At 72.9% G+C, this 22,558-nt stretch carries 19 protein-coding genes and 1 tRNA gene; 13 read left to right on the top strand and 7 right to left on the bottom strand.

Annotation, left to right across the window (positions count from 1 at the left end; translation table 11 throughout):
• Positions 1 to 21 precede the first annotated feature (21 nt).
• Positions 22 to 1,044 (bottom strand): sphingomyelin phosphodiesterase, encoded by a 1,023-nt coding sequence (sph, locus tag IF23_RS0126035; protein WP_078654264.1) that lies wholly within the window; start codon positions 1,042 to 1,044, stop codon positions 22 to 24.
• A 138-nt stretch (positions 1,045 to 1,182) separates the two neighbouring features.
• The gene (locus IF23_RS0126040) at positions 1,183 to 2,673 is read right to left on the bottom strand and encodes a M1 family metallopeptidase (RefSeq protein ID WP_030287776.1); all 1,491 of its coding nucleotides are present in this window, start codon (positions 2,671 to 2,673) and stop codon (positions 1,183 to 1,185) included.
• Positions 2,674 to 2,925: 252 nt separating this feature from the next.
• Here IF23_RS0126040 and IF23_RS0126045 point away from each other — a divergent pair, with 252 nt between their 5' ends.
• Positions 2,926 to 3,249, top strand: coding sequence for a hypothetical protein (locus IF23_RS0126045; RefSeq protein WP_030287778.1), 324 nt, complete (start codon positions 2,926 to 2,928; stop codon positions 3,247 to 3,249).
• A gap of 118 nt (positions 3,250 to 3,367) precedes the next feature.
• Here the strand turns inward: IF23_RS0126045 and IF23_RS0126050 are convergent, their stop codons facing one another.
• Positions 3,368 to 4,363 carry an FAD-dependent oxidoreductase gene (locus IF23_RS0126050; RefSeq protein ID WP_030287780.1) on the bottom strand — a complete coding sequence of 332 codons (996 nt, stop codon included), beginning with the start codon at positions 4,361 to 4,363 and terminating at the stop codon, positions 3,368 to 3,370.
• A gap of 219 nt (positions 4,364 to 4,582) precedes the next feature.
• On the opposite strand from IF23_RS0126050, the gene IF23_RS0126055 reads away from it, so the two are divergent.
• Complete coding sequence (locus tag IF23_RS0126055; protein WP_030287782.1) at positions 4,583 to 6,589, top strand: FUSC family protein; 2,007 nt, start codon at positions 4,583 to 4,585, stop codon at positions 6,587 to 6,589.
• Positions 6,590 to 6,697: 108 nt separating this feature from the next.
• On the opposite strand, the gene IF23_RS0126060 is transcribed toward IF23_RS0126055, so the two are convergent.
• The 3 genes from IF23_RS0126060 to IF23_RS0126070 form a co-directional block, all read right to left on the bottom strand.
• Positions 6,698 to 9,103 carry a Tex family protein gene (locus IF23_RS0126060; protein WP_030287784.1) on the bottom strand — a complete coding sequence of 802 codons (2,406 nt, stop codon included), beginning with the start codon at positions 9,101 to 9,103 and terminating at the stop codon, positions 6,698 to 6,700.
• Positions 9,104 to 9,291: 188 nt separating this feature from the next.
• Positions 9,292 to 10,161 carry an SCO6745 family protein gene (locus tag IF23_RS0126065; RefSeq protein ID WP_030287786.1) on the bottom strand — a complete coding sequence of 290 codons (870 nt, stop codon included), beginning with the start codon at positions 10,159 to 10,161 and terminating at the stop codon, positions 9,292 to 9,294.
• A 93-nt stretch (positions 10,162 to 10,254) separates the two neighbouring features.
• Positions 10,255 to 11,022: an enoyl-CoA hydratase/isomerase family protein gene (locus IF23_RS0126070; RefSeq protein ID WP_030287788.1), complete on the bottom strand. Its 768-nt coding sequence runs from the start codon at positions 11,020 to 11,022 to the stop codon at positions 10,255 to 10,257.
• Between the two features lie 53 nt (positions 11,023 to 11,075).
• On the opposite strand from IF23_RS0126070, the gene IF23_RS0126075 reads away from it, so the two are divergent.
• The 4 genes from IF23_RS0126075 (at position 11,076) to IF23_RS0126090 (ending at position 14,296) form a co-directional block, all read left to right on the top strand.
• Entirely contained in the window at positions 11,076 to 12,719 is a 1,644-nt protein-coding gene (locus IF23_RS0126075; protein WP_030287790.1) for an ABC-F family ATP-binding cassette domain-containing protein, read from the top strand.
• Positions 12,720 to 12,783: 64 nt separating this feature from the next.
• Positions 12,784 to 12,857: transfer RNA gene (locus IF23_RS0126080), tRNA-Met, on the top strand.
• A 130-nt stretch (positions 12,858 to 12,987) separates the two neighbouring features.
• Positions 12,988 to 13,689, top strand: a complete 702-nt coding sequence (locus IF23_RS0126085; protein ID WP_030287792.1) for an HdeD family acid-resistance protein — start codon at positions 12,988 to 12,990, stop codon at positions 13,687 to 13,689.
• A gap of 94 nt (positions 13,690 to 13,783) precedes the next feature.
• Positions 13,784 to 14,296 (top strand): ATP-binding protein, encoded by a 513-nt coding sequence (locus tag IF23_RS0126090; protein WP_030287794.1) that lies wholly within the window; start codon positions 13,784 to 13,786, stop codon positions 14,294 to 14,296.
• On the opposite strand, the gene idi is transcribed toward IF23_RS0126090, so the two are convergent.
• A complete protein-coding gene (idi, locus tag IF23_RS0126095) occupies positions 14,271 to 14,882 on the bottom strand; it encodes an isopentenyl-diphosphate Delta-isomerase (RefSeq protein WP_030287796.1) in 612 nt (203 codons plus the stop codon). The genes IF23_RS0126090 and idi overlap by 26 nt on opposite strands.
• Before the next feature lie 525 nt (positions 14,883 to 15,407).
• On the opposite strand from idi, the gene IF23_RS0126100 reads away from it, so the two are divergent.
• The 7 genes from IF23_RS0126100 to IF23_RS0126130 all read left to right on the top strand — a co-directional run bounded on the left by IF23_RS0126100 (position 15,408) and on the right by IF23_RS0126130 (position 22,475).
• A complete protein-coding gene (locus IF23_RS0126100; protein ID WP_030287798.1) occupies positions 15,408 to 17,222 on the top strand; it encodes a DUF5941 domain-containing protein in 1,815 nt (604 codons plus the stop codon).
• Entirely contained in the window at positions 17,219 to 17,956 is a 738-nt protein-coding gene (locus IF23_RS0126105; RefSeq protein ID WP_030287800.1) for a phosphocholine cytidylyltransferase family protein, read from the top strand. Before IF23_RS0126100 ends, IF23_RS0126105 begins: the two co-directional genes overlap by 4 nt.
• A complete protein-coding gene (locus IF23_RS0126110; RefSeq protein WP_030287802.1) occupies positions 17,944 to 19,005 on the top strand; it encodes an iron-containing alcohol dehydrogenase family protein in 1,062 nt (353 codons plus the stop codon). Before IF23_RS0126105 ends, IF23_RS0126110 begins: the two co-directional genes overlap by 13 nt.
• Positions 18,983 to 19,762 carry a CDP-alcohol phosphatidyltransferase family protein gene (locus tag IF23_RS0126115; RefSeq protein ID WP_078654269.1) on the top strand — a complete coding sequence of 260 codons (780 nt, stop codon included), beginning with the start codon at positions 18,983 to 18,985 and terminating at the stop codon, positions 19,760 to 19,762. Before IF23_RS0126110 ends, IF23_RS0126115 begins: the two co-directional genes overlap by 23 nt.
• A 17-nt stretch (positions 19,763 to 19,779) precedes the next feature.
• Positions 19,780 to 20,661 carry a glycosyltransferase family 2 protein gene (locus IF23_RS0126120; RefSeq protein ID WP_030287806.1) on the top strand — a complete coding sequence of 294 codons (882 nt, stop codon included), beginning with the start codon at positions 19,780 to 19,782 and terminating at the stop codon, positions 20,659 to 20,661.
• Positions 20,662 to 20,740: 79 nt separating this feature from the next.
• On the top strand, positions 20,741 to 21,679 hold the full coding sequence (locus IF23_RS0126125) for an ABC transporter permease (RefSeq protein ID WP_030287808.1): 939 nt from the start codon (positions 20,741 to 20,743) through the stop codon (positions 21,677 to 21,679).
• A complete protein-coding gene (locus IF23_RS0126130) occupies positions 21,672 to 22,475 on the top strand; it encodes an ABC transporter ATP-binding protein (protein ID WP_030287809.1) in 804 nt (267 codons plus the stop codon). The genes IF23_RS0126125 and IF23_RS0126130 overlap by 8 nt, the downstream gene beginning before the upstream one ends.
• The last annotated feature ends 83 nt before the right edge of the window (positions 22,476 to 22,558 follow it).

Raw genomic sequence — 22,558 nt, forward strand, 5'->3', positions numbered from 1 at the left:
CGGTCAGCTACCGCGTCCCGCTCAGCCGCCGATCAGCGGGTAGTGGTCGGAGAGATTGGTGTACGTGTACCGCTTGCCCCAGCTGGAGACGGTCCAGGGGGCCGACTCCTCCTTGACCACCGTGTTCTTCCAGCCGGTCGGGCGGGCGTGGCCGTTGCGGTGCAGGACGTAGTCCAGGTCCTCGCGGGGATCGTTCGGGTAGCGGTCCTTCGCGATGGAGTTCTCCTGCGTGTCGAAGGAGTACGGGTGGCCGGTGCGGCTGTCGGCGGGGGCGAGGTCGGCGTCGGCGAGGAGCGCGTCGTACTCGGGGGAGCGGGAGTCGATGTTGAAGTCGCCGGTGACCATCACCTCCTCGTCGGCGGGGATCTGCTTCGCGTCCAGGAACGTGTCCATCTCCTTCAGCTGCGAGGCGCGGTCGGCGGCTGCCTCGCCCGCCTTGCAGCCGGAGTCCGTCGACTGGGTGTGGGTGCCCACGACGTGCACCTTCGTGCCGTTCACATCCAGGACGGCGTAGACGAAACCCTTGTTGGAGAGGGCGTCCGAGCCGCAGGCGTCCTTGTAGACGTACTGCTCCTTGCGGAGCACGGGCCACTTGCTCAGCAGCGTCACCCCGCCGTCCTCCGGGGTCACCGCGGAGTAGGCGCCGCCGGTGGCGTCCCAGCCGTCCTTGGAGCGGCCGACCACCGGGGTCTGGTACGGATACTCCGCCGCCGCCCGGGACTTGAGGGCGTCCGAGGAGGAGTTGTCGAACGCCTCCTCCAGGACCACGACGTCATTGCCCCGGAAGAAGTCCGCGTCGGGTATCGCCTGGGCCCGGTGGTCCTGGCCCCAGTTGGGGTAGAGCGTCTTGCTCATCAGGAACGTGTTGTACGTGAGGACCTTCAGCCGCGGGGGCGGCGCCGTGGCCGAGGCGCCGGGCGCGGTGGCGGCGAGGGCGGTGGCGGTCAGCGCCGCGGTGATCACGGCGGACCGGCGGACGCGCGGCGAGAGGTACGACACGGAAACTCCCTGTGGGGGGTGGGGGAATGACCCGGCGCCGCCCATCCAACCAGCCGCGGTTACCTCTTGGTAACCGCTGGGTGTGCACGGGATTCCCCGGCGGTGACGACCGGCCCCACGGGAGCGGACGGGGCCGGGGGCGCGACCACCGCGCGCCCCCGGCCCCTGGTACGCCGTGCGTGCTCAGCCCCGGTGGGCCGCGTGCGCGGCGGCGATCTTCGGCCAGGACGCGGGGCGCGGCGCCGGGGTCGCGCCGCGGGCGCCGAGGGCCTGCCGGGCCGCACCCGCCGACGGCTTGGACGGCTGGAACAGCCAGGTGTCGAAGAAGTCCGCGAGCGGCTTGCCGGACTTCTTCTCGGCGAACGCCACGAAGTCGGCGACCGAGGCGTTGCCGTACGCGTGCTCCTGCGGCCAGGACTTGAGCAGACCGAAGAAGACCTTGTCACCGACCTTGTTGCGGAGCGCCTGGAGGGCCACCGCGCCACGGTCGTAGACGGCGCCGTCGAACTGGTTGTCCGGGCCCGGGTCGCCGGGCTTCACGGTCCAGAACGGGTCGTCGGCCGGGTGCTGGTCGTAGACGTAGTCGGCCAGCTCCTGCGCGGTGCCCTCGCCCTCCTTCTCGGACCAGAGCCACTGCGCGTACGCCGCGAAGCCCTCGTTGATCCAGATGTCCTTCCAGTCCTTCAGCGAGACGCTGTCGCCGTACCACTGGTGCGCCAGCTCGTGGACGACGACGGAGACGTTGGCGCCGCGGTCGAACGCCTTCTTCCCGTAGAACGGGCGGGTCTGGGTCTCCAGCGCGTACCCGGCCGGAACGTTGGGGACGTAGCCGCCGACGGCGTTGAAGGGGTAGCGGCCGTAGAGCGTCTCCAGCCAGTCGGTGATCTCGGAGGTGCGCTCGATGCTGGCGCGGGCGGCGCCCTCGTTGGCGCCGAGGTCCTTGCTGACGGCGTTGATCACCGGCACGCCGCCCTCGGTGGTGCCGGTGGTGAGGTCGAACTTGCCGATGGCGAGCGTCGTCAGATACGTGGCCTGCGGCTTGTCGGAACGCCAGTTGTAGCGCGTCCAGCCGAGCTTGGAGGTCTGCGAGGCCAGCACGCCGTTGCTGATCGCCTGGGTGCCGTCCGGCACCGCGACGGAGATGTCGTACGTCGCCTTGTCGGTAGGGTGGTCGTTGCTCGGGTACCACCACACGGCGGACTCCGGCTCCTGCGCCGCCACCCCGCCGTCGGGCGTCCGGGCCCACGCGGTGTAGCCGCCGATCTTCACCTCGGACGGCTTGCCCGCGTACCGCACCACGACGCTGATCTGCTTGCCGCGCTCCAGCGGCGTCGCCGGGGTGATCTCCAGCTCATGGGCGCCCGAGGTGGTGAACCGCGCCTTCCTGCCGTCGACGCGGACCTCGTCGACCTTGAGCCCGAAGTCGAGGTTGAAGCGGGACAGGTCCTGGGTGGTCCTGGCGAGCAGCGTCGCCGTGCCCTCCAGCAGGTCGGTCCTCGGCTGGTACTTCAGGCGCAGGTCGTAGTGGGAGACGTCGTAGCCGCCGTTCCCGCTCTCCGGGTAGTAGGAGTCGCCCGCACCGGGCGCGCCGGGGGTGAAGCTCGCCGCCGATGCCGGGATCGCCAGCAGCAGACTGAGCGCCGCCGCGCCCGGGACGAGGAGTCTGTGACGCACCGAGTCCTCCAACTCGTAGGGGTGGTGGAACCGTTCCGACCCTATGTACGCCCCCGCCCCTCGTCATGTCCATGGCCCCAGATGACACATGAACGACATCTGTGTAGCTGCCAGTTGCTTCACCGCGACTTCCCCGCAGGCGTACGGACACCGGAGCGGCGGTGTGTGGCGAAAGCCGGGTCGGGTAGGCGGAGCACCGACCGAAGTACGGGGCCACTTGCCCGCGTACGGGAAGCAAACGGGGAGAAGCAGATGAAGTGGCGTTTTCGTGCGGCCCTCGCCGTCGGTGCGGTGACGGCGTCGGTGCTGCCGGTTGCCTCCGGGGCCGGTGCCGCCGAGCTGACAACCGGCACGGTGTACACGACAGGCACCTGGACGGCCGCCTACAAGTGTGCGATCAGGTCGAAGAAGGACTCGCACCTGGTGCTGTATCTGACCGGCAAGGGGAAGGCGGGCAGCCGTGCACAGGCGGAGGCGAAGGCCAAGAAGGATTACCGGAAGCGTCTCGCCCACAAGGGTCATGGCTTCCACACCGTCCCCGGCTCCTGCACCATGTCCGGGATGGGGCCTGTCTGACGGACGGGTGTGACACCGTGAGCGACGCGACCGCCGGGCCCGGCCCGGCGGTCGCGCCATGTGCGGGGTCCCGCCGCGGGACCGTTTCCTGGCCGCGGCGGGAAGGTGAAGCCAGGACCTACGCGACCGGAACCTCCCGCACCAGCCGTCCGACCTCGTCGGCGCAGCCCCAGGCCACGGTGACGCCGGCGCCGCCGTGGCCGTAGTTGTGGACGCACCAGGCGCCGCCGGGCAGCCGCTCGCCCTCCAGCCGGACCGCGGGGCGGGCCGGGCGCAGGCCCACCCGGTGCGCCAGGATCTCGGCGTCGGCCAGCGCGGGGAACCGGCGGGCGGCGCGCGCCACGATCGCCTCGGCCACCGCCGGGTCGGGCTCCGTCGACCAGGCGTGCTCATGGGCGGTGCCGCCGACCACCACGCCGTAGGGCTGCGGCAGGACGTAGGTGGTGTCCGCGGCGCCCGGGGCGGCGGAGACGTACCACTCCTCGACGCCGGGGTCGGCCACCACGACCAACTGGCCCTGCACCGGGTGGACCTGCGGGTCCGGCACCAGTTCGCGGGCGCCGAGACCGGAGCAGTTCACCACCACCGCGGCTTCCTGGCCCGCCTCGGTGAGCGAGGTGAACGTGGCGCGCTCCACCACACCGCCCGCGGCGCGCAACCGCTCCTCCAGGTAGTGCAGATGGGTCGGCATGTCGACGAGCGAGGTCAGGGCACGCCAGCCGGTGTGGCCCTCGGACACCTCGTCCGGGCGGGCCCGGCGCAGCCCCGGCACGGCGGAGTACCAGGCGGCGAGCGGATCGGCACCGGCGTCCGGCCCGCCGGGCGCCGCGGGCTCGGTCATCGTCCCGGCCACCATCCGCGCCCCGGTCTCCCGCGGCCGCTCGGCGAGCTGCGCCAGGACCTCGAAGCCGCGCAGCGACCACCGCACCGCCGGGGCGTGCGGCCGGATGCGGTAGGGCCAGCACAGCCCGCCGGCCACCGCGGAGGTGGAGTCGGCGGCCGGGTCCCGGCTCACCAGCCGCACCCGGTAGCCGCCCTCCGCCAGCGTGATGGCCGAGGTCAGACCGATGACACCGCCACCGATCACCAGAATGTCGTTCGCCTCGCTCGTCATACCTGGACGCTATCGGCTGCCGTCCGAACGGGCGAGAGCGGGCCCGCCCACGGACGGCCCACGCGAGCGGGTGATCCGGGGCGCGGACGCGGGGCGCGCGCGGCGGCGCGCGGTGGGGGGAACGTCGCAGGTCGGGGGCAGACCGTAGGCTGGAGACCAGCACCGTCGGCCGATGTCGCCCCTCGGATCGTGTTCGTCATCCGTCGACTGAGGAGGCACATGCCCCGCGCCCCGCGGGCCGTTCCCGTCTGGCTCGCCCACCCGTTCCGCTGGCAGCGGCTGCCCGTGCCGTGGCCCGCCGTCGTCCGCGGCGCACTCTGCGCGGGCCCGCTGCTCGGCGCCGGGATCGCCACCGGCCACCCGGCGCCCGGCGTCCTGACCGGGCTCGGCTCGATGATGGCCGGGGTCAACGACCGGCCCGGCACCCGGCGCACCGGCATGGTCCACATCGGACTGCCCGCCCTCGCCTGCGGCCTCGGCACGCTGATCGGCGCCTCGCTGCAGTCCGCGCACGCCGGATGGTGGACGGTGCCCGCGCTCTGCGCCGTCGCCTTCGTCTCCGGCGCCGCGAGCGTGGCCGGACCGGTCCGCTCGACCGCCGGGGTGCAGATGCTCGCCACCGCCGTCCTCGGCGCGGGGATGCCGCTGCCCGGCTCACCCTGGGCGAAGAGCCTCTACGTCCTCGCCGGGTGCGCCTGGCTGCTGCTGTTGCGGCTGGTGCTGCGCTCGCCCCGGCCGCCCGGTGGCCCGCTCGGCGGTGAGCGGGCCGCCGTCGCCGCCGTCTTCGACGCACTGTCCGACGCGCTCGCCGCGGTCGGCGGCGAGGGCGCGGAACCGGCCCGGCGCCGCCTGACCTCGGCCCTGGACCGGGCCGACGAGGCGCTGCGGCTGCGCCGCCTCACCGACCGGCTGCTGCGCCGCACGGTCCGTACCGAAGAGGCGCTGCTGGCCGAGCGGTTCGCCGCGGCGGCCGCGCTCTGCGAGGCGAGCGTGGCGCTCCTGTGGGAGGGACGGCCGCTGCCCGCCGCGGTCGCGGAGAGCCCCCGCCGGTTCGCCGCGGCGCTGCGCACCGGGGAGGCCCCCGGCCGCCTCTCCGCTCCCGCCAACAACTCGGCCGCCCGCGGCGCCTTCGACCGCGCGCTGCTGGCCGCGGCCGTCGTCTTCGCCCGGTCCGAGCCGTCACCGGCGTACGGGGCGGCGGAGCCGGGCGCGGTGGCCGCGGTGCCCGGATCCGCGGCGCCGTCCGACCGGCCCGGCCGGATCCGCGGCTTCCTGGACCGGCGTACCCGGCGGGGCCGCGATCTGCTGGGGCCCGCGGCCCGGGACTACGGGCTGCGCGTCGCCGTCTGCATCGGCGCCAGCACCGCGGTCGCGCTGCTGCTCCACCCCGTGCACTGGTACTGGCTCCCGGCCACCGCGACCTTCCTGGTCAAGCCCGATCTGGGGCCGCTGTTCTCGCGGACCGTCAACCGCTTCGCCGGGACCGTCGCGGGCGTCCTGGTCTTCGCGCTGGGCAGCGCGGTGCTGCCCGGCTCCTGGTGGCCGGCGCTGGCCGCGGGCATCGGCGGCGCGGTGCTGCCGTTCGCCACCCGCCACTTCGCGCTGCAGACCTCGGCGATCACCTTCATGGTGCTGGCGTTCGTCTGGGTGGGCGGCGACCCGCAGGCGGCGGGGGAGCGGATCGCGGACACCGCCATCGCCTGCGGCATCGTCCTCGTCGTCGGGCATCTGCCGCGGCTGGCCGATCCCCGCCGCCGGATCGCGCAGCGGGCGGTGTCGGCGCTGCGTGCCACGGAGGCGTATCTGCGGCATGTGCTGGCGGCCGAGCCCGGCGCCGGGACCACCGCGGAGCGGCTGGCGCTGCGCCGGAACGCCTACCACGCGCTGGGCCAGGCCCGCACGGCCGCCGAGACCGCCACCGCGGAACTCCTCGCCGCCCGCGACCGCAACCCGGACTGGCCCGCGATCCTCACCGCCGCCGAACGCATCGTGGACGCCGCGACCGCCGCCGCGATCCGGATCGACCACGGTGCGCGGCGGCCCAGCCCCGAGGAGGCGGCCCGGCTCGGTGAGGCGCTGTCCGCGATGGCCGCCGCGCTGGCCGACCCCGGCCACCGACTGCCGCACCTCCACGACCGCCCGGTCGCGCCCGTCCCGGACTGCGCCACGCTCACCGACGTCGCCGCCGAACTGGAACGGATGCGGGGGCACACGGGCGCACTCTGAGCGGGCCGCCCGGCCCGGACCCGCGCTGCCCGGCCACGACACGGAGGCGGGGCCCCGCGGACAACCCGCGAGGCCCCGCCTCCGTACGTCAGGGTCCGGCGCCCCGGCTCAGCGGCGCCTGCCGTTGCCGCCCTCGCCGCCGCCGAGCAGACCGGCCCGGCGCAGCGCGTCGGCCATCGCGTCGTTGGCGGGCGCCGGACCCTGCCCGCCCCGGCGGTCGCCGCCGCGTCCGCCGCCCGACCGGGGCGCGCCGCCGCGCCCGCCGGAGCGTCGGCCGTCCGGCCGCTGCCCCTCCCGGCGCTCACCGCCGCCGCGCCGCTCACCCCCGGCCCTCGCCTCGCGCCCGGGCTCGTCGTCCAGCCGCAGGGTCAGCGAGATCCGCTTGCGCGGGATGTCGACGTCGAGGACCTTGACCCGCACGATGTCGCCGGGCTTGACCACCTCGCGCGGGTCCTTGACGAACGTCTTCGACATCGCGGAGACATGCACCAGACCGTCCTGGTGGACGCCGACGTCCACGAACGCGCCGAACGCGGCGACATTGGTGACCACACCCTCCAGGACCATCCCCGGCGTCAGGTCGCCGATCTTCTCCACCCCGTCCTTGAACGTCGCGGTCCGGAACTCCGGACGCGGGTCCCGGCCCGGCTTCTCCAGCTCCTGGAGGATGTCGCCGACGGTCGGCAGCCCGAACGCGTCGTCGACGAAATCGGCCGGACGCAGCGACCGCAGCACCGTGGCGTTGCCGATCAGCGTGCCCACCGCGCCGCCCGCCGCGGAGGCCATCCGGCGCACCACCGGGTACGCCTCCGGGTGCACGCTGGAGGCATCCAGCGGGTCGTCGCCGCCGCGGATCCGCAGGAACCCGGCGCACTGCTCGTACGCCTTCGGGCCGAGGCGCGAGACGTCCTTGAGCGCCTTGCGGGAGCGGAAGGGGCCGTTGGTGTCGCGGTGCGTCACGATGTTCTCGGCCAGCCCCGAGCTGATGCCGGAGACCCGCGAGAGCAGCGGCGCGGAGGCGGTGTTGACGTCCACGCCGACGCCGTTCACACAGTCCTCGACCACCGCGTCCAGCGACCGCGACAGCTTCACCTCGGACAGGTCGTGCTGGTACTGGCCGACGCCGATCGACTTCGGGTCGATCTTGACGAGTTCGGCCAGCGGGTCCTGGAGACGCCGGGCGATCGAGACGGCGCCGCGCAGCGACACATCCATCCCGGGCAGCTCCTGCGAGGCGAACGCCGAGGCGGAGTAGACCGACGCGCCCGCCTCGGAGACCATCACCTTCGTCAGCTTCAGCTCCGGCTGCGCGGCGATCAGATCGGCGGCCAGCTTGTCCGTCTCGCGGGAGGCGGTGCCGTTGCCGATCGCGATCAGCTCGACGCCGTGCTCCTTCGCCAGCCGCGCCAGCGTGGCCAGCGACGCGTCCCACTTCTGCTGCGGCACATGCGGGTAGATCGTCTCCGTCGCGGCGACCTTGCCGGTCGCGTCCACCACGGCCACCTTCACCCCCGTACGGAAACCGGGGTCCAGACCCATCGTCGCGCGCGTCCCGGCGGGCGCCGCCAGCAGCAGATCGCGCAGGTTGGAGGCGAAGACCCGGACCGCCTCGTCCTCGGCCGCCTGCCGCAGCCGCAGCCGCAGATCGATGCCGAGATGGACCAGGACGCGGGTGCGCCAGGCCCAGCGGACGGTGTCCAGCAGCCAGCCGTCGCCCGGCCGCCCGCGGTCCGCGATCCCGAACTTCGCCGCGATGGCCTGCTCGTACGAGGTACGGCCCTCGACGGGCTGCGCGTCCGGCTCCAGCGCGAGGTCGAGGATCTCCTCCTTCTCACCGCGGAGCATCGCCAGCACCCGGTGCGAGGGCAGCTCGGTGAACGGCTCCGCGAAGTCGAAGTAGTCGGCGAACTTCGCGCCCGCCTCCTCCTTGCCCTCGCGCACCTTCGCGCCGACCCGCCCGCGCGACCACATCCGTTCCCGCAGCTCACCGATGAGGTCCGCGTCCTCGCCGAACCGCTCGGTGAGGATCGCCCGCGCGCCCTCCAGCGCCGCGGCGGGATCGGCGACGCCCTTGTCGGCGGAGACGAACGCCGCCGCGGCCGCCTGCGGCTCCACCGACGGGTCCGTCAGCAGCCCGTCGGCGAGCGGCTCCAGCCCCGCCTCCCGCGCGATCTGCGCCTTCGTCCGCCGCTTGGGCTTGTACGGGAGGTAGATGTCCTCCAGCCGCGCCTTGGACTCCGCGCCCCGGATCCGCGCCTCCAGCGCCTCGTCCAGCTTGCCCTGGGAGCGGACGGATTCCAGGATCGCGGTGCGCCGCTCCTCCAGCTCCCGCAGATAGCGCAGCCGCTCCTCCAGCGCGCGCAGCTGCGCGTCGTCGAGCATCTCGGTGGCTTCCTTGCGGTAGCGCGCGATGAACGGGACCGTCGAGCCGCCGTCCAGCAGCGCGACCGCGGCCGTCACCTGCCGCTCCCTGACGCCGAGCTCCCCGGCGATCCTCGCTTCGATGGACACCATGACCTCGGTGGATGCCGTCACGTTGAACCAGACCCGCCTTCCCGCGCTCGCTTGAGCCTGCATTGTGCAGGTTCGGCGGTCGCGGTGTCGCACCGCCCGGCCGGGAGCGCCGGGTTGTGAGAAGGCGCACGCCCGCCCGGCGCCCCCGTACGGGAACGGCGGACGGGCGTGGCGCCCGGGGCGGCGGGCTACCGGCCGAACAGCTCCGCGGGGAACGCGCCCGCCGCCATCGCCGCCTGCGTGAACGCCCCGCCCAGCTCGGTCAGGCGCGCCACGCCCGCGGCGCCGAGATGCGCGTACGGTGCCCGGTCCAGCCGGTCGGTGGTGTCCTCCAGCTCCTTGCGCAGCCCTATCCCGGCCTCGGTCAACTCGCCGTCAGCGTCCAGCAGTCCGCGCCCGCGCAGCCGCTCCTGCGCCGCGGCCCACTCCTCCGCGGACCAACCGCGGGTGCGCATGATGCCCAGATAGCTCATGCCACGGCCGCTGGCGTTGTGGGTGACCAGCGCCTCCAGACCGTCCAGCTCGGCACCGACCAGCGCGATCAGATGGGAGTCGCCGCGGTGTTCGCGCAGCAGCGTCGCGCCGTGCCAGTACGCCAGGTGCGGGGCGTCGGGCACCGGCAGATCGGCGTGGGCGGCGAACAGCGGGCGGGCGCCGCGGCCACCCGCCTCGGCGGCGCGCAGCGCCAGCTCCGCGGCCTCGGCCATCTCCGGCGACGTCAGCAACTCCTCGCCGAGCAGCCGCCGCAGCGTACGGTCGACCGCCCGCAGCCGCGCCGCCAGCGCTGCCTCGGGGGTGACGACGTCCCAGACGGCGGGGACGTGCCGGGCGACCAGGGTGTGGTGGAAGTTGTAGAACGTCGCGGTGACCGTGCCGGGGCCGACCGCCCCCATGGCGGCGGAACGGATGGCGAAGTATCCGGGGCTGCGGCCCTCGACCCCGATCTCCGCCAGTTCGGCGCCGAGGTCGGGGGAGAAGTAGTGGGTCGAGTGGAACGGGTTGACGACGTTGTGGCAGTGCCGTCCGGCGCGCAGGTCCGGCGTGGTCGCAGAGGTCATGCCCGGCAGGTTACCGACCCGTTGGTATGGCGGGAAGCGCGGTGGCCGGGCGGCCCCGCACGCGGGTCCGCGTACGGTCCGCCCGGCGCCCGCTCAGCCCACCGGACCGAACCGCGGCTTCCGCCGCTCCAGGAACGCCGCGGCGCCCTCCGCCGTGTCACCGCTCGCCTGCGCCCGCGCCGCCCAGTGCGCGGCCCGGCGGGCGGCCTCCTCCTCCGGCACGTCCCACGCGCCGTCGGTCAGCTCCTTCGCCGCCGTCTGCGTCATCGACGAGCGGCTCGCCAGCACCGCGGTGAACTCCGCGACCCGCGCCGCCAGCCCGCCCGCCGGGCACACCTCGTCGACCAGCCCGGTCCGCAGCGCCCGCGCACAGTCGATCAACTCGCCCGAGAACAGCAGATATTTGGCCGCCGAGAGCCCCACCAGCCGTACCAGCCGCCGGGTGCCGGACGCCGGATAGACCACGCCCAGCTTGGCCGGTGTCACCCCGAACACCGCGCCCTCCTCGGCGAACCGCAGATCGCAGGCGGCCGCCAACTGCGCCCCGCCGCCCACACAGTGCCCCCGTATCGCCGCCAGCGTCGGCCGGGGGAACGCCGCCACCGCCTCCTCCGCCGCGACCGCCAGCCGCTGCGCCTCGCCCGCGTGCTCGCGCAGCGAGGCGATGTCCGCCCCGGCGCAGAACGTGCCGCCCGCGCCGGTCAGCACCAGCGACCGCACCGCGCCGTCCGCGGCCAGCCGCGCCAGCAGCGGGGGCAGCTCCCGCCACATCCGCGGCGTCATCGCGTTGCGCTTGGCGGGATTACGGAGGACGACGGTCGCTGTGCCGTCGCTGACATGCGTTTCCAGGCCCGGTTCCATGCCCGGATATTAGAGCGACCGCCGCCCGCCGGGCCGCTACGATCGACGGTCTGATGTCAGCCACTCTCGTCGCCAAAGACCTCACCGCCGGCCACGGTGAGCGCGTCCTCTTCTCCGGCCTCGATCTGGTCGTCGCCCCCGGCGAGGTGATCGGACTCGTGGGCGCCAACGGCGCGGGCAAGTCGACGCTGCTGCGCCTGCTCGCCGGTCTCGACACCCCCGAGCAGGGCACCCTCGCCCTCAGCCCGCCCACCGCCACCGTCGGCCACCTCCCGCAGGAGCCCGACCGCCGCCCCGGCGAGACGGTCCGCGCCTTCCTCGCCCGCCGCACCGGCGTCGCCCGCGCCCAGGCGGACCTCGACGCCACCACCCAGGCGCTGGTCGACGAACGCCCCGGCGCCGACGACGCGTACGCCACCGCGCTGGAGCGCTGGCTCGCCCTCGGCGCCGCCGACCTCGACGAACGCGCCGAGGAGACCTGCGCCCAGCTGGGCCTGACCACCGGCCTCGACCACCCGATGACCGCCCTCTCCGGCGGTCAGGCCGCCCGCGCCTCCCTCGCCTCCCTCCTCCTCTCCCGCTACGACGTCTTCCTCCTCGACGAGCCGACCAACGACCTCGACCTCGACGGACTGCGCCGCCTGGAGGAGTTCGTCTCCGGACTCCGCGCCGGTACGGTCCTGGTCAGCCACGACCGCGAGTTCCTGACCCGCACCGTCACCTCCGTCGTGGAGCTGGACCTCGCCCAGCAGCAGGTCAACACCTACGGCGGCGGCTACACCTCGTATCTGGAGGAGCGCGAGCGGGCCCGGCGCCACGCCCGCGAGGAGTACGAGGAGTACGCCGACACCAAGGCGTCGCTGGAGGCGCGGGCGCACACCCAGCGCAACTGGATGGCGAAGGGCGTCCGCAACGCCCGCCGCAAGGCCCCCGACAACGACAAGATCGCCCGCAAGGGCCGGGTGGAGGCCACCGAGAAGCAGGCGGCCAAGGCGAAGCAGACCCAGCGCCTGATCGACCGGCTCGACGTCGTCGAGGAGCCGCGCAAGGAGTGGGAGCTGCGGATGGAGATCGCCGCCGCGCCCCGCGCCGGAGCCGTCGTCGCCACCCTGCGCGGCGCCGAGGCGCGGCGCGGCACCTTCCGCTTCGGCCCGGTGGACCTCCAGATCGACTGGGGCGACCGCGTCGCGATCACCGGCCCCAACGGCTCCGGCAAGTCGACGCTGCTCGCCGCCCTCCTCGGTCGGCTGCCGCTGACCGCGGGCGCGGCGGCGCTGGGCCCCGGTGTGGTGGTCGGCGAGGTCGATCAGGCCCGCGGCCTCTTCCTCGGCGACGCCCCGCTGATGGACGCCTTCCGCGCCGCCGTCCCGGAGACGGCCCCCGCCGACGTACGGACCCTGCTGGCGAAGTTCGGGCTGAAGGCGGCGCATGTGCTGCGCCCGGCGGACACCCTGTCGCCGGGGGAGCGGACCCGCGCCGCCCTCGCCCTCCTCCAGGGCCGCGGCGTCAACCTCCTCGTCCTGGACGAGCCGACCAACCACCTCGACCTGCCCGCCATCGAGCAGCTGGAGTCCGCGCTCGCCTCGTACGGCGGCACGCTGCTGCTGGTCACACACGACCGGCGGATGCTGGACGCGGTGCACACCACCCGCCGGATCGAGGTCGACGCCGGGAGGATCACCGACCGGGCGGTGTGACGCGGCGGCCCCCGGTCACCGATTTGGCCCTGCGCCGGGCGGCCCGTAGGGTGGTGCGAGCCGACGCGGGGTGGAGCAGCTCGGTAGCTCGCTGGGCTCATAACCCAGAGGTCGCAGGTTCAAATCCTGTCCCCGCTACTCACAAACGAAGGCCCGGTGCCCACGCACCGGGCCTTCGCCGTTCCCGTATGCCGTCGCCCGTTCGCGCTGCCTCCTCTGTGGAAACGCGGTATACACGGACGAATCAGGCATTTCGAGGAGGCGGCACATGATCCGCAGATCCGCTCGTGACTGCACGCCCGAGCAGCGGCACACCGACGAGTTGGGCCGCGGCTTCGGCCGGTTGACGGCGCTCGGCGTCGTCCTCGTCGTCGCGGGCGCGGTGGGCCTGGTGTACGCCGGGGTCGCCACCCTCACCTCGATGCTGCTCTTCGGCTGGCTGCTGCTGGTCGGCGGCGCGGTGGGGCTGCTCCACGCCCTCCAGTCGCGGGGGACCAACTTCGTCTGGCTGGCGGTCATCGTCGCGGCGCTGAACCTCGCCGCCGGTGTCGTGGTGATCGTCCGCCCCGATGTGGCCGCCGCGGCGCTGACCATGTTCGCCGCGCTGCTCTTCCTCACCGGCGGCGTCTTCCGGCTGGTCGGCGGGGTGGTGGTACGCGGACCGCAGTTCGGCTGGACGCTGGTGCAGGGCGCCTTCGACCTTCTGCTGGGCATCCTGGTGCTCGCCGACTGGCCGCACAGCAGCCGCTATGTGCTGGGCATCTTCATCTCCCTCGCGCTGCTCTTCGACGGACTCGGCCTCTTCGCGATGGGCTTCGGTGGCCGCCGGATCGTCGGCATGGTCGAGGAGGGACGCCAGGGGCCGGGCACGGCGGGGTACGGCGTGGCGAATGGCTCGGAACGATCGTCCACCGCGCCCTGGAGCTCCCTGACGAAGAAGCAGAAACGACAAGACCGGTCATCCGAGTAAGGAAAACGCGCCGAATCGGTCGGGAAGCGTCGATTGACGCTGACTTACGTTCAGTGGGCCGGATCGGACCGGCCCCGGTCCCCACACTCGACCTGTGAGGACCCCTCCCGGACCACCCGCCGAATCCCCCGAGGAACTGACCGCGCCCCCTGCCCACCACGGCACCTGGCGCTTCACCGCACCGCTCGACACGGCATCGGTACCCCGGACCCGGCACGCCGTCCGGGACCTGCTCGCCGAACGGCGGGTGCCCCTCGCCCCCGCCGTCCGCGACGGCCTGCTGCTGATCGTCTCCGAACTCGTCACCAACGCCGTCCGGCACGCCGCCCACTTCTCCCCGGAGCTGGCGGTCCACCTCGACATCGGCGACGGACGGCTCCGCCTGGCCGTCGCCGATCTGCACCCCTACTGCCCGAAGGCGCTCGAAGCCGACGCGGGCGACCTCGGCGGCCGGGGACTGTGGCTGGTCAAGACCGTCACCGCGGAGGCCGGGGGCGCCTGCGGCGTCGCCCCGACCCCCGGCGGCGGCAAGATCGTCTGGGTGGAGTTCCCGCTGGCGGCCCGGCCGCCCGCCGGGCCGTCTACCAGCCCGCCGCGGCTCCCGTGAGCTCCCGCACCGCCGGACGCGCCGCGTCCAGCACGGTCATGAACCACGCCGAGAACGGCCCCTCGGCGTGCCGCTTCTCCAGCTCCTGCGGCGTCACGAACGCGATCTCGCCGATCTCCGCCGGATCCGGCTCCGGGGTCTGCCGCACCAGACCGACGAAGAGGTGGTTGTACTCCTGCTCCACCAGGCCGGAGGCCGGGTCCGGGTGGTTGTAGCGCACCGTGCCCGCCTCCGCCAGCAGCGACGGCGCGAGCCCCAGCTCCTCCGCGGTACGGCGCGCGGCTGCCGCGAACGGCTTCTCGCCCGGGTACGGATGGCCGCAGCAGGTGTTGGACCACACGCCGGGGGAGTGGTACTTGCCCAGCGCCCGGCGCTGCAGCAGCAGCCGCCCCTGCTCGTCGAAGAGGAAGACCGAGAACGCGCGGTGCAGCTGACCGGGGGCCTGATGGGCGGAGAGCTTCTCCGCGGTGCCGATCGTCGTGCCGTCCTCGTCGACCAGCTCCAGCATGATCGGCCCGGCGGCGCCGTCCGGCGCGGTCACCGCCGCGCGCTCGGCGGTCTGTCCGTTGGCAGGTGTGATCGGCATGCCCATCCTTGTCGTCGGTCTTCGACGCCAAGTCTGCCCCACCGCGGTACCCGGCACGGTTCAGGCGGCGCGCGGTGGTGTGCCGGGCGCCGCCTTGCCCGGCGGCTCGTCCGGCTCCGCCCGGCCCGTGAGAAGGTCCACACCCCGCGCGCCCCGGCCGGGGACCGGCGCACGCCGCTGACCAGCGCACCTGCGAGGTGGGCCGGAGGTGCCGGACGCGTCACGGATCAACCCGCACCACCCGTGACCAGCCCCCGCATAACCGGCGCCGAAACGTGCCGTCGCCCCCGGCGCCAGTTGTTCCGGCACCGCCCGATCCACCATGATGATCGCGGCAGGCGCAGCGGTCGGTCACCCGATCGTGCGGTGAATCCGCGGTGAACGGCCTCAACCCGCATCCGATAGCCTCTGCCGATGTGCCACCGGCCCCACGGGGCGAGGTGTGCCGCGCCCACTGCCCGGGTAGTTCGTGCCGAATGCGGACCGGACGGCGCGGCCTTGTCAGCATTCAAGGAGTGAGTTCGTCTGTCGACCGCCATCCTCACCGGTCCGCCGGTCGCCGGGTCGCCGCTCGAAGGCGATCTGCGCGCGCTGGGCTTCGACATCCGTACGGCACAGGACCCCGCGTCCGCGGCCGAGCTGATCGCCGCGGTCCCCGCCCATGAGCGGATCGCCGTCGTGGACCCCCGCTTCGTCGGCCACCGGCACACCCTGCGCCTCGCGCTCACCGACCCCCGCTTCCCGGCAGCCGCCGTCGAGGGCGCGCTCACCGCGCAGCCCGAGGCCCGCGCCGCGCTGGACCGCGCGGCCGCCCGGATCCCGGTCGGCGCCGGGAGCGCCCACCTCACCGACGTCCTCACCGGCACCCTGACCGACGCCCTGGACCACGCCGACATCGGCCTGACGCGCATCGAGCCGGGCAGCCTGGTCGCCGCCGTCCCGCTCACCCCGGCCACCCGCGAGGAGGCCCGGGAGGCCGTCGCCGCGGTCGACGAGGAAGCGGTCCGGCTGCGCAGCGCGGTCAAGTCCCGCGACGGGTTCTTCACCACCCACTGCATCAGCCCGTACTCCCGCTACCTCGCCCGCTGGTGCGCCCGGCGCGGACTGACCCCGAACCAGGTCACCACCGCCTCGCTGCTCACCGCGCTGATCGCGGCGGGCTGCGCCGCCACCGGCACCCGCGGCGGTTTCGTCGCCGCCGGTGTGCTGCTACTCCTCTCCTTCGTCCTGGACTGCACCGACGGGCAGCTCGCCCGCTACTCCCTGCAGTACTCGACGATGGGCGCCTGGCTCGACGCCACCTTCGACCGCGCCAAGGAGTACGCCTACTACGCCGGTCTCGCCCTGGGCGCCGCCCGCGGCGGCGACGACGTCTGGGCGCTGGCGCTCGGCGCGATGATCCTCCAGACCTGCCGCCATGTCGTCGACTTCTCGTTCAACGAGGCCAACCACGACGCGACGGCCAACACCAGCCCCACCGCCGCCCTCTCCGACCGGCTCGACAGCGTCGGCTGGACCGTCTGGGCGCGCCGCATGATCGTGCTGCCGATCGGTGAGCGCTGGGCCCTGATCGCCGTGCTCACCGCCTGCACCACACCCCGCATCGTCTTCTACGTCCTGCTCATCGGCTGCGCGCTGGCCGCCTGCTACACCACCGCCGGGCGCGTGCTGCGCTCGCTGACCCGCCGGGCCCGGCGCACCGACCGCGCCGCCCGGGCGCTCGCCGACCTCGCCGACACCGGCGCGCTCGCCGAGCTGATCGCCCGCCCCGTGCGCGGACGCGGCCGCACCGGCTCGTTCCTCGCCCCGGTCATGGCCTTCCTCGCCGCCGCCGTCCTGCTGGTCGCGGTGGTCTTCGAGGACCGCCCGGCCTCCTGGCTCACCGTCGGTCTGGCCTGCTGCGCCGCGCTGCTCACCGGCGCCGCCGTGGCCCGCCCGCTCAAGGGCGCCCTCGACTGGCTGGTGCCGCCGTTCCTGCGCGTCGCCGAGTACGTCACGATCCTGGTGCTCGCCGCCCGCAGCGGGGCGCACGGCGCGCTGCCCGCGGCGTTCGGGCTGGTCGCGGCGGTCGCCTACCATCACTACGACGCGGTCTACCGCATCCGCGGTGGCAGCGGTGCGCCGCCGCGGTGGCTGGTGCGGGCCGCCGGTGGCAGCGAGGGGCGGATCCTCGTGGTCACCGTCCTCGCCGCCGCGCTGTCCCCCTCCGATTTCCCCCTCGCGCTCGCGGTCCTCGCAGGCGCGCTGGGCCTGCTGGTGCTCGTCGAGAGCATCCGCTTCTGGGTGCGTGCCGCGAAGACCGGCGCACCCGCCGTACACGATGAAGGAGAACCCGCATGATCGGCCTCGTGCTGGCCGCCGGCGCCGGACGGCGTCTGCGCCCCTACACCGACACCCTGCCCAAGGCTCTGGTGCCGGTTGATGGGGACACGACGATCCTGGACCTGACGCTCGGCAACTTCGCCGAGATCGGCCTGACCGAGGTCGCGATCATCGTCGGCTACAAGAAGGAAGCCGTCTACGAGCGCCAGGCCGCCCTGGAGGCGAAGTACGGCCTCAAGCTGACGCTGATCGACAACGACAAGGCCGAGGAGTGGAACAACGCCTACTCCCTGTGGTGCGGCCGTGACGCCATCAAGCACGACGTGATCCTCGCCAACGGCGACACCGTGCACCCGGTCTCCGTCGAGAAGACGCTGCTCGCCGCCCGCGGCAACGGCCAGAAGATCATCCTCGCGCTGGACACCGTCAAGCAGCTGGCCGACGAGGAGATGAAGGTCGTCGCCGACCCGGCCAAGGGCGTCCAGAAGATCACGAAGCTGATGGACCCGGCCGAGGCGACCGGCGAGTACATCGGCGTCACCCTCATCGAGGGCTCCGCCGCCGACGAGCTGGCCGACGCCCTCAAGGCCACCTTCGAGCGCGACCCCGACCTCTACTACGAGGACGGCTACCAGGAGCTGGTCAACCGGGGCTTCCAGGTCGACGTGGCCCCCATCGGCGACGTCACGTGGGTCGAGATCGACAACCACGACGACCTCGCGAAGGGCCGTGAGATCGCATGCCGGTACTGACCCGCCTCATTCCGTCCCCGGTCGTCGTCGACATCAACGCCGGCGCCCTGGACGACCTGGCGGGCCTCCTGGCCGATCAGCGCATCTCCGCATCCGGGAAGCTCGCCATCGCCATCTCCGGCGGTTCGGGCGCCCGGCTGCGGGAGCGGCTGTCCCCCGCGCTGCCCGGCGCGGACTGGTACGAGGTCGGCGGCGGCACGCTCGACGACGCGATCAAGCTCGGCGACGCCATGAAGAAGGGGCACTACGACGCCGTCGTGGGCCTGGGCGGCGGCAAGATCATCGACTGCGCGAAGTACGCCGCCGCGCGGATCGGCCTGCCGCTGGTCGCCGTCGCGACGAACCTGTCGCACGACGGCCTCTGCTCGCCGGTCGCCACGCTCGACAACGACGCGGGCCGCGGCTCCTACGGGGTGCCGAACCCGATCGCCGTCGTCATCGACCTCGACATCATCCGCGAGGCGCCCGTCCGCTTCGTTCGCTCCGGCATCGGTGACGCCATCTCCAACATCTCCGCGGTCGCGGACTGGGAGCTGGCCCACCAGGAGAACGGCGAGGCGATAGACGGGCTGGCCGCCGCGATGGCGCGCCAGGCCGGAGAGGCCGTGCTGCGCCACCCCGGTGGCGTCGGTGACGACAACTTCCTCCAGGTGCTGGCCGAGGGCCTCGTCCTCACCGGCATCTCGATGTCCGTCGCGGGCGACAGCCGGCCGGCCTCGGGGGCCTGCCACGAGATCAACCACGGCTTCGACATCCTCTTCCCCAAGCGGGCGGCGAGCCACGGCGAGCAGTGCGGCCTCGGCGCCGCCTTCGCCACCCACCTGCGCGGCGACGCGGAGACGTCCGCGCTGATGGTCGAGGCGCTCCAGCGGCACGGCCTGCCGGTCACGCCGGGCGAGATCGGCTTCACGGACGAGGAGTTCGTCCAGGTCGTCGAGTTCGCCCCGAAGACCCGGCCGGGCCGGTACACCATCCTGGAACACCTGGACCTGTCCACCGACGAGATCAGGGACGCATACGCCGACTATGCCAAAACCATCCGTAGCTGAACTCCGGCCGGTCGTTCACCCTCCGGGCGTGAAGGACCGGCGGAGCGGCGAGCACTGGGCCGGTCGGCTCTACATGCGCGAGGTCTCCCTCCGCATCGACCGGCATCTGGTGAACACGAAGGTCACGCCCAACCAGCTGACCTACGTGATGACCGTCGCCGGTGCCCTCGCCGCCCCGGCACTGCTGGTGCCGGGGATCTGGGGCGCCGTGCTCGGCGTGGTGATGGTCCAGCTGTATCTGCTGTTCGACTGCGTCGACGGTGAGATCGCCCGCTGGAAGAAGCAGTACTCGATGTCCGGGGTCTACCTGGACCGCGTCGCCGCCTATCTGTGCGACGCCGCGGTCCTGGTCGGCTTCGGTCTGCGCGCCGCCGACCTGTGGGGCGGCGGACGCATCGACTGGCTCTGGGCCTTCCTCGGCACCCTCGCCGCCCTCGGCGCGATCCTGATCAAGGCGGAGACGGACCTGGTCGGCGTGGCCCGGCACCAGCAGGGCATGGCGCCGGTCAAGGAGTCGGCCGCCGAGCCGCGCTCCTCCGGCATGGCGCTGGCCCGTAAGGCCGCCGCGGCGCTCAAGTTCCACCGGCTGGTCCTCGGCGTCGAGGCGTCCCTGCTGATCCTGGCCCTCGCGATCGTGGACTCGGTCCGCGGCGATCTGTTCTTCTCGCGGCTCGGCGTCGCGGTGCTCGCCGGTATCGCGCTGCTCCAGACCGTGCTCCACCTCGTGTCCATCCTCGCTTCCAGCAGGCTCAAGTGACGAAGACCCCTCAGAAGATGACGGTCGGCGCGGTGGTCCTCACCATGGGCAACCGCCCCGAGGAACTCCGTGCGCTGCTGGACTCGGTCGCCGCGCAGGAGGGCGATCCGGTCGAGGTGGTGGTGGTCGGCAACGGCTCACCCCTGCCCGAGCTGGACGTCCCGGGGCTCGCGGTGCGCACCGTCGAGCTGCCGGAGAACGTCGGCATCCCGGCGGGCCGCAACGTCGGCATCGAGGCGTTCGGCCCCGGCGGCACCGACGTCGACATCCTGCTCTTCCTCGACGACGACGGTCTGCTGGCCCGCAAGGACACCGCCGAGCTGTGCCGTCAGGCGTTCGCCGCGGACGAGAAGCTGGGCATCATCAGCTTCCGGATCGCCGACCCGGACACCGGGGAGACCCAGCGCCGCCACGTCCCGCGGCTGCGCGCCTCCGACCCGATGCGCTCCTCGCGGGTGACCACCTTCCTCGGCGGCGCCAACGCGGCCCGTACGGCGGTGTTCGCGCAGGTCGGCGGCTTGCCCGACGACTTCTTCTACGCGCACGAGGAGACCGACCTGGCCTGGCGCGCGCTGGACGCGGGCTGGCTGGTCGACTACCGCGCGGACATGCTGCTGCTCCACCCGACGATGGCGCCGAGCCGGCACGCGGTCTACCACCGCATGGTGGCCCGTAACCGCGTCTGGCTGGCCCGGCGCAATCTGCCCGCCCCGCTGGTTCCGGTCTACCTCGGTGTCTGGTTCCTGCTGACGCTGGCCCGGCGCCCTTCCCTTCCGGCGCTGCGCGTCTGGCTGGCCGGTTTCAAGGAGGGCTGGACGACCCCGTGCGGCCCCAGGCGGCCGATGAAGTGGCGTACCGTGTGGCGCCTGACCCGGCTGGGTCGCCCTCCCGTCATCTGACAAGCTCAATATCTGAGAGCATCAGGCGCGAACCGGGGCGTGGCCCCGGCAGCGCACCTTGAGGACGAAAGTGTCAACTGTGAGCGAGACCACGCACGACAGTGCGGTCGCCATGAGTGCCCCGCCATCCCCCGACGACGGGCTCACCCCTGCCCAGCTGGCCCAGAAGTACGGGCTGTCGCAGAGCGGTGCCCGACCCGGCCTGTTCGAATACGTCCGGCAGCTGTGGGACCGGCGCCACTTCATCGCCGCCTTCTCCAGCGCCAAGCTGACCGCGCAGTACAGCCAGGCGAAGCTGGGCCAGGTCTGGCAGGTGGCGACGCCGCTGCTCAACGCGTTGGTGTACTACTTCATCTTCGGTCTGCTCATGGGCGGCCGGGGCAAGATGACCAACGACGTCTACATCCCGTTCCTGGTGACCGGTGTCTTCGTCTTCACCTTCACCCAGAGCTCGGCGATGGCCGGTGTCCGGGCGATCTCCGGCAACCTCGGGCTGGTGCGCGCGCTGCACTTCCCGCGCGCCTCGCTGCCGATCTCGTTCGCACTCCAGCAGCTCCAGCAACTGCTGTTCTCGATGATCGTGCTGGTCATCGTGTTGCTCGGGTTCGGTCACTACCCGTCGCTGTCGTGGCTGCTGGTGTTCCCCACGCTCGTACTCCAGTACGTCTTCAACACCGGTCTGGCCCTGATCATGGCCCGCGCCGGTGCGAAGACCCCGGACCTGGCGCAGCTGCTGCCGTTCATCATGCGGACGTGGATGTACGCCTCCGGCGTCATGTACAACCTGACCGAGCAGCTGCGGAACAAGCACGCCGCCGAGTGGCTCATCAACCTTCTGGCGTCGAACCCGGCGTCGGTCTACATCGACCTGATGCGGTACTCGCTGCTGGGTCACGGTTTCAACCACAGGGACCTGCCGCCGCACGTCTGGGCGCTGGCCCTCGGCTGGGCGCTGCTCGTCGGCGCCGCGGGTTTCGTGTACTTCTGGAAGGCTGAGGAGCGTTACGGCCGTGGCTGAGCAGCAGCAGGACACCGGCGCCACCGCGCAGGCGGCCCCGGCCACCCGCCCCACCGTGATCGCCGACGATCTGCACATCGTCTACCGCGTCTACGGCGGTGGCGGCAAGGGCAGCGCCACCGCGGCGCTCAACCGGATCATCCGCCGCAAGCCGGGCGGCAGCGTCCGCGAGGTGCACGCGGTCAAGGGCGTCAATTTCACCGCGTACCGCGGCGAGGCCATCGGGCTGATCGGCTCCAACGGCTCGGGCAAGTCGACGTTGCTGCGGGCCATCGCCGGTCTCCTCCCGGCGGAGCGCGGCAAGGTCTACACCGACGGCCAGCCGTCGCTGCTGGGTGTGAACGCGGCGCTGATGAACGACCTGACCGGCGAGAAGAATGTGGTGCTGGGCGGGCTGGCGATGGGTATGTCCCGCGACCAGGTCCGCGAGCGCTACCAGGGCATCGTCGACTTCTCGGGGATCAACGAGAAGGGCGACTTCATCTCGCTGCCGATGCGCACCTACTCGTCCGGTATGGCGGCCCGGCTGCGGTTCTCCATCGCCGCGGCGAAGGACCACGACGTGCTGATGATCGACGAGGCGCTGGCCACCGGCGACCGCAAGTTCCAGAAGCGCTCCGAGGCCCGCATCCGTGAGCTGCGCAAGGAGGCCGGTACGGTCTTCCTGGTCAGCCACAACAACAAGTCGATCAGGGACACCTGCGACCGGGTGCTGTGGCTGGAGAAGGGCGAGCTGCTGATGGACGGCCCGACCGACGAGGTCATCAAGGCGTACGAGAAGGAGTCGGGCAAGTAGTCCGCCTCCGGCCCGGGCCCCCGCGAGACCGTTCGCGGGGGCCCGACGGCCGTCATGGGCCTGTCAACTCCCGCAGGTGGGAG

The sequence above is a fragment of the Streptomyces catenulae genome (genome assembly GCF_000718015.1).
GTDB lineage: Bacteria > Actinomycetota > Actinomycetes > Streptomycetales > Streptomycetaceae > Streptomyces > Streptomyces catenulae.